Origin of the sequence: Saccharicrinis sp. 156, assembly GCF_050589685.1 — a bacterium.
In the GTDB taxonomy this organism is placed as follows: domain Bacteria; phylum Bacteroidota; class Bacteroidia; order Bacteroidales; family Marinilabiliaceae; genus Saccharicrinis.
Window position 1 is genome coordinate 55,756 of record NZ_JBNGOS010000007.1, and the last position, 14,986, is coordinate 70,741.

At 42.6% G+C, this 14,986-nt stretch carries 3 protein-coding genes; all 3 read right to left on the minus strand.

All coding sequences use genetic code 11. The features are described 5' to 3' along the window. Window positions 1-231 precede the first annotated feature (231 nt). Entirely contained in the window at window positions 232-1,527 is a 1,296-nt protein-coding gene (locus ACRD64_RS05570; RefSeq protein ID WP_430932239.1) for an MFS transporter, read from the minus strand. A gap of 427 nt (window positions 1,528-1,954) precedes the next feature. Beyond that, entirely contained in the window at window positions 1,955-11,008 is a 9,054-nt protein-coding gene (locus ACRD64_RS05575) for a CARDB domain-containing protein (protein ID WP_430932240.1), read from the minus strand. Then, window positions 11,008-14,964: a PKD domain-containing protein gene (locus ACRD64_RS05580; RefSeq protein WP_430932241.1), complete on the minus strand. Its 3,957-nt coding sequence runs from the start codon at window positions 14,962-14,964 to the stop codon at window positions 11,008-11,010. The genes ACRD64_RS05575 and ACRD64_RS05580 overlap by 1 nt, the downstream gene beginning before the upstream one ends. Window positions 14,965-14,986: the final 22 nt, after the last annotated feature.

Sequence of the window (14,986 nt, forward strand, 5' to 3'; positions counted from 1 at the left end):
AGGTTATTGTAGCTTTACCCTTTTGGGATAAATTTGAAGCTTATAACAAGTATAATTGTCATGTAAATAAATCCCGGAGGGATTAAATATGAATAACCACGGGTGTATACCGTGGACATTTAAGCCATAAATACAGGAACCCTGAAAGGGTTCAACTCTTGATTTGCATAAAATATAATTAACTGGACTTGTATCAAGTGGTAATTTCATTGTCAAACTGGTAAATTGAGCTTAATTATTAATTTCTATCCTCTTAACTTTTCCTACAATAAATAAATATGAAAAGAAACCTATAAAGGTCAAAGCTCCAATCATGTATAATGCTGGACTAAAATCTCCATCTTTCACTAATATTCCAATTACTATCGGGATAATTACTCCAGACAAGCCTCCGATCAGATTAAAGACTCCGCCAACCAATCCGATCAGATGTTTGGGTGCCATTAACGAAATAAAAACCCAACCAATAGATGCCAGCCCGTTACCAAAAAATGCAATGGTTAAAAACGTGATGATAAAAGTGGTATTATCCGTAAAATTGGCTCCAATAATAGCTACTGCCAGCAACATGCCTGTCAATACCGGAACCTTGCGGGAAATCTCGTTTGAATAGCCTTTCTTCACCAAGAAATCCGACACAAAACCCGACAGTAAAACACCTGCAAATGCGGCTAAAAATGGAAATGAAGCCAGAAAGCCAGATTTTAAGAAATCAAGTCCACGATACTCAACCAAATAGGTTGGAAACCAGGTAAGAAAAAAGATGGTTACTGCCCCAAGACAAAACTGACCGATATAAACGCCCCAAAGTTTGCGATATTTAAAAGCTTCCGCTAAATCGGACCAACTAAACTTTGACTCTTCTTTTTTCTCTTCCGCTTTATCTATTAGTCCCCCACCTTCTTTAATCAAATTAAATTCAGCTTTGCTTAAAGATGTATGATTTTGTGGATCGCGGTAAAACAAATACCAAATTACAGCCCAGGCAATTCCTATGATTCCCGAAACAATAAACAAACCTCTCCATCCCATAATATTTTGAATGGCCGTTAATACAGGGAATAGAAAAGCCAATCCAATAAACTGTCCCGAAGTGTAAATGGCTATGGCGGATGCTCTTTCGTTTTCGGGAAACCACCTGGTAACAATGGAATTATTGCAAGGGTAAGAAGGAGCCTCAAACACGCCAATGCTAGCACGTAAACCAATTAGCGCAATAAACGAATTTACAAAACCATGAATCAAAGTAGCCACTGACCAAAGAAACAACATGAAACTATAAAGCACCCTTGGTTTAATTTTATCTACTATTATTCCACCAGGAATCTGCAATGCCACATAAGTCCATGCAAAAGCTGAAAAAATAAAGCCCATCTGAACAGAATCAAAACCAAGAGACTCGCTCATGGCTGATGCGGCCACGGAGATATTGGTGCGGTCAAGGTAATTGATAACCACAGTTCCAAAAATCAGGGCTAAAATATTATATCGTTTTCGGGAGGTCCTTCTTTTACTATAGATGTTCATAAACATATAGGTTTAAACTCAGTTTTATCAAGTTTAAATATATGGATTTAGAAAACGAAATATGGTATATATTAATCCGAAAATGATGGGTAAATAAAAGATGGAGGGTTTTAATTGATATTCCCTCCATCTCATGGTTAAAATTACGAATCTCATCCTAATAAAAATTCAACCCCTTGGGGGGTGCGGTTCTTATTGTAATTTCCTTTGGGTTTTCTCCTAGGGTAATTCAAATTTTACCACTCCTTGGTTAAATTTAGATGAATTAAGAATCAGTTATAATATTTAGTCTTAGTCCAAATTATAATTTATTACATCCGTAACCATTTATATAAACCCCATTCGGGGTTTAACATGATTAACCACGGGTGCCTTGTCCGGTGACAGACGGGAAACCCGTGGGTTCAACCTTTATTGAAAAATTACTTTACGGCGCTATCACCACTTTCTTAGTGAGAACAATATCATCAATAAACACAAGAACACTATACATACCCTGTGATAAATGACTCAAGTCAAGTTCTACAGGAATTCCTTCAACAGGTCCACTTAAATAAACCGAACGCCCACTCATATCAAACACCTGAATTCGTTTAGCATTTCCAAGATCACCAGAAAGATAAACAGTACCCTTGGATGGATTCGGGAACACTTGAATTGAGAATTCATGTAATTGCGCCTTGGCATTTGTCGGAATACTTACAACCACATCCACCTTATCTGTTCTTACTACTTTACCATCGTTAACTGAAAGTATGAAAGTATAGGTATCATTACTCAAGGCTCCTGGCACAGTAAATTCAGGGCTTACCAATGAGGAATCGTTCAACTGGATTCCATCCGGTGCATACCAGCGGTATGTCAACGGATCGTTATCAGGATCCATTGAACCTGAACCATCCAGTTGATACGCACCTGCAGCAGTGATTAACAAATCAACGCCTGCATCGGCCATTGGCTCCCGGTTGGTAGTTTCCAATCGCCATGTAGCCTCAACTACTTTGGCACCTCCTATTCCACTGGTTTGCTTATGTAAACCTCTTATATCCACGGCTATCATATAATTTCCGGATTCAATCGGAAGCAGGTTCAAACCACTCACGCTAAAGATAGAATCAGAAACTTGACCGATAGCGATTCCGGGTAAACTCAACGGTACGTTGTTATATAAAATATCAATTACATCCGTACTGATAGAATTTTCCAGGATATTTCTGGAGAACACAATGTTTATAGGATCGGGATGTGCTTCTGCGGCTTTAGTTGGTACGCCTACCACAACAGCTGTTAAAGGAGCCTCATCCACAAATACCGGAATAGATACGATACTCGGATCTCCCGTGTCATTAACGCTATGGGCCTCAATCTCCATATGCCCTCCGGTAGGAACGGTAAACGGAATAGTGAGCTCACCCGTTGTTGCATTAAGCACAACAGCTAACTGGGTGCGCAAGCCATTATCGTTCAAATAAATCTCAACATCATTTCCATCCTCAGGAACATTCATCACAGCGGAAAGTTCTTTGGTTGAGGTAACGCCATCAGAATCAGAGATTCCCAAATCGGGTACAATACGCAAATTCTCTACCGGAGCCGGAAGATCACGATTCACAGTCCATTCGAACTCATAAGCTTCAACACCCGTCAACCCTGCACTATCAGTGACCTCTTCAACATGAATAATCAAAGTGTAATCACCTTCATAATAGGTCAACAACCTAAATTCAGATATCAGATATTTACTTGGATTCAGTTCATCCAAATGCAATTGCGATAATGGTTGCTGCAGGCCATCTTTCCAAAGTTCAACCTGTTCGAGACTGAAATTGGTGACACCTTCGCTAAACAATACCTCAAAGTTGCTATAATGTTGCCAATCAAATCCTTTAGAAGGATCCGGTCTCACTTCAACTATGGCAGGCAACGTTGTATCTACCTCCCATTGAACTGTTTGCTCAATCAACCCGGCAGTTCCTGCCAAACTCACAATACCCGTTAAATCAACCATCAACTTAATATCTCCATCTTCCGTCATATAATCGGCCAACCCGGACAAGGTGAACAAAGTATCTCCACTAACATGAGCCACCGCCAGGTTACCCTCAACCACAACACCATTATTGGTTAAACTGAAGCGATCTGGAATTACCGTTGCAATATCCACCGGAAGATTAAACTCAATATCGAGTTTATTGAATGGAGGACCAGATAAGGTTTCCGGCAATCCTATAAATTGCACGATAGCAGGAGCTCCCAGGAACTGTGTCCACGAAGCATTTTTACCGGCATCTCCGCTAACACCGTTTTGATCATAAATCTCGTTGACCTGAACGGTCAACACATAATATCCATCGCCAGTTGTTAATGAAGTAAGATCAATCTCAAAACGATAAGGGTCGAGCTGTGTAACACTTACAGACGCATCCATAATATCATTACCTCCTTGAAGCCTCAACGTCAAGTCTTCGTAATTAAACGTTGAACCATCCATCGGTTTGCTGAACGTAACAATGGCTGAAGGAACCTGCTCGGTTACCATGGATGTTGGCAAGCCGGTAATGGACACAATTCTGGGCACACCGCCTACCTTCACCTTCCACGTAATAATATATTCCTCAGTTTCCATAGATGGAATATTATCTACAAAATGAAGTTTATTTTCGTAGACCGGCTCTTTACCATCCGGCAAGGTAACATGGGTCAGCCACATATTATTCAACGGAATTTCCTGACCATCGCTTACCCGTACAATACTTTCAATGGTGAAAGCACCATTGCCCGGATCATTGATCTTCAAATAATTCCATCCAATATGCTCAGGTGAAACATACAGTCTCGATGTACCGGTTGTTGGCAGACCCGTGCTTACTGCGTTTCGGGCTTCTTCCACATCTAGCACAACTTGTCCTTGCGAGATATAAATGGCATCGGGCACTTCATGTGAATCCTGCACCTCGTTCACCAGGAAGTCGTTGATTCCATCATCCTGAGCTCCATATACGCTAATGCTCTTGATCAACTCATGCAATTCGGCACCACTTACCAAACTAAGCTCAGGATTTCCACGGCTGTCTAAATGGGTCAGATGGGCTTCGTAATTGATAAAGTGACCTAACAAGTCCGATGTGAACCACCATTGTCCGATCTTCGTAGACATAGGACCAATATTACCAAACGGTATATCAATCAAACCAAGCTGAGCCGGTTGTCCCTGAAGGTTTGAACCAATCAACTCAAAATGAATGGCCAAACCTTTTTCATTATCAATAATCTCTGGTTGTGAGGATTCCACATTCACGTTTCTTGCCTCACCGAAACCATTATTTTCGATCATCAATGCCAGTTCGGCAGGAACAATAGGCTCAACAATACCCTCAGTCAACGCATCATCGCCCAGTATATCTCGCTGCATAAAGTAATGCAAGGTAAGATCCGGAGATGGATGTACATCCAAGGTAACCGGGAACAAAGGTTTGGTAACCGTTGTGCCTGTAAATGGATCCAAGTACGAGAAGCTTCCTCCGAAAGAATAACTCTTCGGCACTGTTGGAGCTGCACCCCTTTCTGGTATAAACAAGATGGTAGCACTACCTTTTTGACCAGCCCCAAGCACACCTGTTCCATCAATACCGGTCAGGATATCCAAGGCTTTTGTTTCAATCTCAAACAGGTCATTGCTCAACCTTCCGTTTTCGTCTTTAATTTCCAAATCGAGCGAAACCTCTTGCATATCGGTAGTCTCATTTCCGTTGAAAATAGTCAACGTACCCTCAAATGCCTCACGGGTCATCGTCAATCGTTGAGAGATCTTGATGGTTACCGAAGCGCATACACTACCCCGTTTCTCATCAATCTGTTCTTCGATGGTCACCATGCTTTCGTCATACATATCATCGATGGTAGCAAAACCTCTGCCATCGGCATAATCAATCACGGTTTGCACATCGGCATAAGCCTGATTTAATACCGCTTGATCAACAATGTCGGGATATTCGCCATTAGGAGAAGTCACCCCTGCATTCCAAGCTGCAACCGTAGTATTCCATCTGGCTACAAAAACATCAATTTCTTCAGGTGTGATATCTGCTCCATCCATAACATCCTTAATCGTCTGAACCGCACCTACAGGTATCACAATTTCGCTGTTCAGATAAGGCTCAACGGCGTCAGCAAAGTCACGAATGCTTTCCTTGCTCTTCCAATCCAAAGTTCCGAAATACATGTCCAGATAACTGAACGTGGCATCAATCTGGAACTGAATATACTGCAAGTCGTTTGCTGCCTGTTTAATGATTGGTGGTATTGTACCCGCCTGTACACTCTTCAACGGATAAGCAATACTACCGAAACCACCAGGAGGTCCTCCACCAAACGAGCCGTAACAAGTGATTAAGGCATCCAGTATAGCCAAAGGACAGCCGATAGGTGTAAATCCTAAACCACACATCACGACATCCTTCAACGAGATACCATCGGCAAATGAATATCCACAAGCAAATGCATTTCCATATGGTCCTAAACAACCTATCGCATTAACTGCCAATGCTTCAATACATTCATCGCAACTGGTTGTTGGAGATGAAATTGCAGGTGTATAATCAGACGATGTATAGTCACCGCCTCCACCACCGCGAGAAGGACCATAACCTCCGCCGCCGGGACCCCAGCCCCAGCCGCCGCCAGGACCGCCATCTCCAGAACATACTCTTCCTGTATAACTAAACAAAGCGTTACCTTGTTGCCAACGTCCATTGTCACCACAAATCCACTCATACACAACTACCACATAGTCGGTACAGTTTCCTCCAGCCTGAGCAGCAGCACCAGATTTAAGAGAAGCATCTTTTCGCTTCATGATAACAGGCACCTGAATGGCCTGTTGGGCCAAAAGATCCATAGTGGTATAGTTGGTAATAAATTCATATTCGGGATCGGTAGGCAAAGTCAATTCAACATCATTGGCCGTAATCAATCCTTTGTTTGTTAAGGTAACCGGGAAGGTGTATGTTTCGTCACCAATTAAAGCCGGCATTACCTTAGGCATCTCGATAGTCACCACAGGCACTGGCACATTGGTTTCGAATTCCATGATCAGATCTATCTGGTATTCATCCTCAATCTCGGTAGGTATTACTTCCCAGGTATATGTTATCGCCTGGAAGCTTAAGAAGACGCTTTGTTTATTGGTTCTCCCCGGATCAATCAAAATAATATTCTGATAACCTTCATGTTTATCGGCTTCGACATACAAGCGATAGGATCCTTCAGGGATATCGTTCACTGTAAACAAGCCATCCGTATCGGTAAATCCTTCCGCAATTATTTTTCCGGTAAACGGATGACGGACAACAACCCGCGCATTCTCCACATGCGGAGCCTCATCCGTATAGTAGGTATATTCGTCGATTACATCTACCACCAGGATTCCTGTTTCTTCGGATACAGCTTCAATCCTGTACGGAATGCTCAAATTGTTTCCATTATCAATATTAACCGCAATTCTTCCCGAAATAGGCGTATTCAGCGGAATATCATTGCCTGGCGACAATTGCAGCGTAACCGAAGCAGTATCACCCGACAGAATGGTAGGTAGAGTATCAGGTGTGATCAATGTCATCCATTCAAATTCAGGAATGTCAATGGCTACTTCTCCTGTTTCACCCGCACCATCGTTGTAAATCAAAATTTCGTACAAACGGGATACTCCTTTGGTCATGGTAGTGTTAATACTGGCAGGCAAAGCCTTGATATGTCCGGCTTGTGCCTGACAATAATAGTAGAGTATAAAGTTGTGCTCTACGCCTTCGTCGCTACTTACCTTAACCGGAATCTTAATATAATCATTACCTTCGGTCAGCACGCTTCCCACTATGTTATAGTTAAATTGGGCGGAATTTGAACCGGGCAACACATCAATGGTATCAATTTCCAATTCAAAACCTTCTGGTACATCCTGAGGGGTAAAAATCACATTTGTCAGATCTACATTGCTGAGGTTTTGCATGGTGAGCGTACCCGGGTTATCAACATTCAATAGGATATCCCATATTAGGTACCTGACACCAAGGCGCTTCATACCCAAAATATCGAATTCATCCTGCACATCAGAAAGCCCATGTCCTGGATAACAAGCACCAACAATATAGTGACCCGATGTTCCTGCCAATGGTTCAAAAACAGTGGTAAAATTACCCGACGCGTCGGTAGTTACTTCGATCACTTCCCTGATTCCATTGGCAATCAGATAAACATCCAGAGCAGAATTTGGCTTTGGATTACCACCAACTGTAGTTGCCGAGCCAGTAATCGTGACAGGTTGAGCCGTCACAAACTGTTCCTCAGCAACACTGGCTGTTCCATTATAGCTCGGTACCAATTCAATTTCAACAGGATTTGACTCGTTATTGATATAAACCAACTCTGTATTATTTGATTTAGGATTTACTTTAACGATGATGTTGTATGTACCCGTTGTTTCCGGTGCGGTAACCAGTTCCCAAAATTGGATTGAATCACCCGGTAAAATTGGCATGTCAATATCAAACAGTCCCAGTTCTTCATCGTTATCATCCACCAGTCGGTCATCAGAGAGGTACACTCCAACCTTCACACCTTGAGGGGATTGAGCAAAGCCATTGTTTAACACATCACATTTTACCTCTATCTGCTGTCCGGTGACAATTTCGGTATTTGTTACAACAAGACGCTTGGGTTCTAAATCAGGTTTGTTTTGATCCGTAACAAAAACCCAGCCGATGCCAGGAGAAAAGCCAGCAGCTTCTGCTTTTATGGTAACCTGTTGGTTTCCATCTTCCACATTATCATTAACTGTGGCAATAGTAGCAACCGCCGATACAGAGCCTTGTGGAATAATAATGGTGGCCGGCAATTGTACTTCGGTTGCATCATTGTGCGAAAGCATAACTGTTAGCGGTGAATCAGTTGCCGTATTTCTGGTTACTTTAACTTTTCCGGCATCAGCTCTTCCCTCCGCCATCGATAAAGGATTAAAAGTAACCGACAACGAAGGACCGTCATTGTCGATAATAGCAATCGTGTCAGTAACCACACCTCCATTATCAGCTGTGGTATTACAATTACATGATGACAAGTAGACAGCACCGGTGAGTACAACATTTCTGGTTCCATCCGCTAAGCCATTATCAATGGCTCCCAGGTTAAACTTCTTCTCCCCTGTTCCCAAAGGCAAATATATATTATCCGGAAAGAATAATGCGTTAGGAATATTAGTGCTTAATCTTACCCTGACACTCTTGTCTTCCGTATCGGTTTTTCGGACAATAGCCCACGCAGCATAAGGCCCACCTGATTCAGAAATTGAATCCGAAAGAATTTCCAGTTCTATTCCAGGTACATCATCGTCAATCACGGTTACGACCCCACTGCCCTGATTCATTCCCGGAGAACTTGCACTGACAGAAACATCAGCGTTTAATTCTGCAACCTGGTCATCTTTCAGGGTAACCTGAACATTGGCAGAAGCCTGATTAGCTGGAATTACCAACTTATTAACAAACTCTAATTGATTACTTTTACTGGCAAACAGGTTAACTGTTACATCTTGATCCGTAACCAAATTTCGGGTAACTGTTAGTGTCAACACGTCGCCTTCCACTCCACTTGGTTTATCAAACGCAACACTTAAAGAAACTACCTCATTATCGTAAACTGAAAAGTTGACAGTTGTGTCGTTATGCGCAGGAGCGTTAGCTGTAATCTGAACATTGCGCGTCCCATCCAATATTTCATTATCTACAACAGATAGATAAAAAATAGCAGAATAGCTACTTGGTTTGATAGTTACAGTTGAAGGAATGGTAATTTGACCTGCCACATCGGTTGATAAACTTACATCCAATGGTGTGGCCGGATTACTGCTTCGCGAAACAATGCACCTTAGTGAAGAAGTAGAATTTTCAACCAACGAGCTTGTAGGAATCGATAAAAACAACTGGCTTCCAATATTTACAGGTGAGGTGGAAACCAGGGTATTATTACTCGCTCCTCCCGGTTTTTCGATTAAAGCCGCATCCGGGAACAGTTTCACCTCTAAATAAACATCACCAGCGAATGGCAGCGAATTAGGAATCTTAAACTTGGCATTACGCAGAACGCTTGCTCCAGCGTTCAGGTCTGCTTCATATGCATTGGTTCCTGCTAATTGTATCTTCAATCCACTTAGGTTGTTCAGAGATACTTTTTCTGACCAACCACCAATGGCGGGCACCCCCGTATTGTTTTCTACCGTCCAGGAAACCTCAATGCTGTCACCTGGTTGTACAGAAGTTTTGTCCGCAGTAATGTTTGCCAAAGAAATATCCGGTAAAGCTCTAAGGGTAACGTTTAAGGCTTGCGTTTGCCCGGTAGCATTGTTGGTATTGTCAGTTTCCTTAACGTTATTATTAAAATCGGTTAACACAAAAATATAATACGAACCCTCATATTCTGCCGGTAACAGTACTTCCAAGGAATTGGAATAGGAACCATTTCCCGCAACAGTAGTATTGTTTAAAACCCTGCCCAAATACAAATCGGTAGGCTCGTAAGTTTCGTTATCCGAAACATAAACCCTGTCGTACCAGCTGCTTTCAATAGTTGGCCCTGCATTCAGGTTTTGCACGGTGTATTGAACCGTAAAATTGGTAGCTGATTCCACACTTGGCGGAGTGGTGATACCTGAAACTATCAGGTCGGGCAATTCCCTCACCGTAAAGGAATAGGCAGAACTGAGGTCATCATCACAACCATTATAGGAGATGATGCGCCAGTTGTAGGTGGTTCCATTCAATAAATTATAAACTGTGGTACTGGTACCTTTTATTCCGGAATAATATGGTGCAGTAGGTTCGGGCTGGCCATCTTCCCACAACAACAATCCATAATGTGTATTCGCGGAAGAACCCTGCCACGAAAAGGTAACCCTATTGTCGGTATTGGGTGCGTTATCCACAGGCAATAACAAATCGGCCACCACCGGAGCCGGACAAAACGCATTAAAAATATCCGGGTTACTTAAATCGGGAACCTCATCCGGAACAAAATTCACAGTTTCCGTTATATCGTATATCTTATCTCCGAATAAATCATAATATTTAAACGTGATGGTCTCCCCCGAAGATTCATTACTGTAGATACGTAATTTATAAACCTTATTGCCGGTTGGCGGAAAGGTCTCCGGTTGTGTTTGAGCGCCCCGTATCTGGTTTCCCATATATGCGATAATGGTTCCGGATTCCAGGAACGATCCGTTCAGATCCACCCGAATCGCATACTCCGAATCATATTCATAGATCCGATTAAATTCATCGACAGACGGTATTGGAGGCAATTTAATGGTAGCATCGACTTGAATGCTCATTAATAAACTGAAGGAAAGCAGAAGCCACTTGCCAACATAACGAATATTAGCAGATAGACTTGAACTTGCCTTTTTCGGAATTGTATAACTATTATTTCCCATTACTTACTGTTTTTAATGAATTTATGCAGATAAACTCCGTTGGTAACGGTAATTTCGATGTAATAGATACCTGTTGGCAATAGCTCGATATTAAGCAGGATGTCCCTACCCAAACCTTCTTGATTCATTACTTTATTGCCAATAGAGTTATAAACAGAAACAAGTAGAATTTCTTCTTCACTATTGATATTAAGATAACCGCTCGCAGGATTAGGGGAAATCCTTATCGATCCTCCTTGTCCATGACCTTTCGTGCCTGTTGTTATTGGCAATACCAGTTGTTCAGGATTCGAAGCGCTTCCAATTATATCGTCTTTAACAAAATCCCTTGAAATAAACATGTCTGCTTCATGCCCTTCACGAACCGATTTAAATTCAATGGTTTCTCCATTATTATTGGCATAATAGGTAAGCACAAAAATGTGTCTTCCCAAATCCGAAACATAGGTTGCCGTGGCTACCCCGCAGAGAACACCATTATTATACGCCCTCAATTGATCATTCACGTTGGTAATCGGTTTTTTGTCCATATCTACAAATTCTCCAACCAGATTAGCAGAATACCTAAAGTCGTTTCCAAAATCGTTGCTGGCAACGGCTTTTTTCATTTGAGCCGATGGAGGGACTGCACCTCCAACCGCCGAGGCATCGTACCTGAGCACTCCGGGATACTGCATATTGATTTTATATCCATGCAGCACTTCCATCGTATTTAAATCGCCAACCCAGCCAGTGCCCGGGAAGTAAATTGCCGCTCCTGCTTCACCTTTTATCAGGATATCGCCAGATGGAATGGACGATGATAAGATTGCATCATTGATGGCTGCGTCTGCATTCAATAGGTATGGCAAACTGTTCCAACCCGAAACCACCGGAATGGATTCCAGTGTAGGATTGATCTCACTTCCTGCAACCTGCCAGGTTCCTGCAGTGGCCTTTTTAAGACGTACTGTCAGATAAGCCGGGAATTCATTCAAATCGCCAAACCAACCGAACCCCGCATAATAAGTGGTGGATGCCACAGGCGACTTCAAATAATCCAGGTTCTCGAATGTCAGGCTCGACATCACATCATTAATTGCCACATTATTCGGCGTAAGCGACAATGAAAGCATGTTCCAGCCGGCTGCAATACTTCTTGATAATGTTGTTTCCGGCACAGTAACACCAACGGTCCAGGTTTTGGATGTTGTTCCGTTTTCTGCTGTCACCACATAAATTTGAGGAACCGAAAAATCCCTGTTAGAACCGTTCGGCGGATTAACGGTAGCCCAGGTTGATAATTCGAAACCAGGCGACAGACTTCTGATATCATATCCATATGGCATATTCAAGGAAACTGTCGCTGCTACTGCATCGATATCTGCCGATAACATATCCGTTAGTGTAACATCAAGGATATCGGCCTCATCACTTAATACATCCGTATTTAAAACAGAAATGATAACTTCATCCGGAATCGAATTACTCTGCCCGTCGTTAACCACCAGGGAGAACGCCAATGCAGAATCAAGTCTCACACTTGGTGCTGTAAAAGTAGGTTGTGCCACTGTGTTGGACGACAAGGTTACTTGCGCTGGTGCTGTCCATAAATATGTGATGTCCTCATTATCAGGATCGGCAGAAAGGGAACCGTCTAACTGAACAGGATCACCTTCGTTCACCGATTGATTTACACCTGCATGAGCAATTGGTATTTTGTTGACATGCTGCACCAGAATATGAACAGTATCGGCCTCTGAATCAACAATTCCATCGTTCACCGTTAATTCAAACTGATAAGTAGTATTGCTTTGAACTTCCGGTGCGATAAAGCTTGGATTAGAACTGCTAGGGTTAAATAGCACTGTACCGTCCAGAGATTGCCAGCTGTAAATTAATGTTTGCCCATCCGCATCAGTTGAACCTGTTCCGTCAAGCACTACGTTGGTTCCTTCAGGATAGGACATATCCGGCCCTGCATTGGCAACAGGTGCTTTGTTCACCTGCAATATGGTAACCGTAACCCATGAGGTATCTGAATTGCTGGTTCCGTCATTGGTAACCAGGCTAAATTGGTAGTTAGTATTCTGATTCACCTCAGGAGCCAGGAACGATGGGTTGACAATATTTGGATCATCCAAGGTTATTCCCTGTGGCGCTCCCCATTCATAGGTAAAGGGGTCTCCATCATTATCGTAGGAACCTGAACCATCCAATTGCACAGTGCTGTTTTCATTAACCGAAAAGTTAGCACCTGCATCAGCTACCGGTCGATACGTTGCCTGTGCAACACGGGTAACAACGCCGTTGGCCAACACCGAGTTTATATTTCCCTCATTGAAACTGAATCCGTTAAAACTAACAGGAGTATTGGATAAAATATTCAGATCGTTCTTTATCCTGAACAACAGATAAAACAGGTTACCTGATGAGATCGGAGAAGTGCTGGCACCTGCAAGATTAACGGCATTTGCAGCCATTGTGGTTTCTATTAACATACCCGGATCGGCACCTTCCACTCCTACAAAGTCCAAATAAGCACTTTGATAGGTGATAGTGCCTTCAAAGCTGAAAATATTTCTTCCGGCAGGTAATTGTGAAGAACTGACTGCAACACGTGTATCACTGTCCAGGTCTCCATCTGTATTATTAATGGTTAATGTATGATCGTTAACCGTAAAAACACCCGATGTGGTTGAAGCACCTATATTATCCGTCACCGAAACGGCAACCTGTCCCCCGCTTAATCCGGTAAACACTCCCGAAGCATCAACCGAAGCTACGTTATTATCGGAAACCGTGAAATTATATGGAGGTGTTCCGTTACTCACCGATAGGTTTATAGTTTCACCCCACATTAACGATCCGGAATTAGGAGCAATGGCAATATTAGGTAATGTATTTACCAATAGATTATTGTTGGTATTAAATGATAACAGATTCTCGTTAAATACCGTGCTAGTATAAGTAATAGATTTGTTCCCCGGCGTAATCCCAAGCATAGGGACATAGACCAACACACCGCTTCCGGTGACAGGTGTTCCCGAAGCAAAGGAAATAGCAAGTCGGTCCGTCATCCTTTTTTCAAATGAAAGCGAATAGTCTCCTTGCTGCAATGCCGCTTCGGAAGGCACGAGGCCTCCTGAATACGATATTTCCACAGTACCGGAATACACCTGTGTACCCGGTGCCACTTCAATTAAGATGGGCAACAACACGGTTTGTGTAGGAAACACGGAAATACCACTTTGAAAACTCATGCGGATAGCCCTGACATCGAACACCCCGGTAGAATAATTTATTTCAGCGTTGGCATCTGTAACAAAAGTTCTTGTTACACCAGGTCCGACCCCTCTCAAGGTGTTATTATCGATAATTTGGACAACTGCAGAGTTTTCTGTATCGAATACGTACGGTGCCAATCCACCGCTGGCCGAGATGCCAATTTCATCCCCCACAAACAGTTGACCGCTGTCCGGTGTTATATTCGGAAATGAGCGTTGCGACGCATTGATCAAACCACTGGTGTAAGCAGCAGTTGGAGATCCCTCGTTCAGGTAACTCTGGCTTGCATTAAAACCAATGTAAGCGCCTCCATATCTCAATGACCGGAATTTTAGATAGATCATATCGCCTGTACCCACCATCGCATCGGCACCGGCACCGGCCAATCGAAGGTTCCCTGCAGAAGTTAGGTTTACTTCCGGCAATCCCCAGCCCGGCAACATACTTCCCACCGATTCTACCTCTAAAAACTCAAAATAAGAAGTATGATAGGTAATATGAAACCGATACGCAAAAACATCTTCACCAGTTAGATCGCTATCTGCCCGTATCGCAACAACAAAAGTATCCCGTTCCTCTATACTTAAGTTTTCGATACTAAAATTTAAAGTCTGTGCATTAGAGCTTATGCCCAGGAATAAAATTATCCCCATTAGCAGCAGCCTTATATTTTTGTAATTAGTGTCCATAGCTATAATTTTAAGAAGGAAG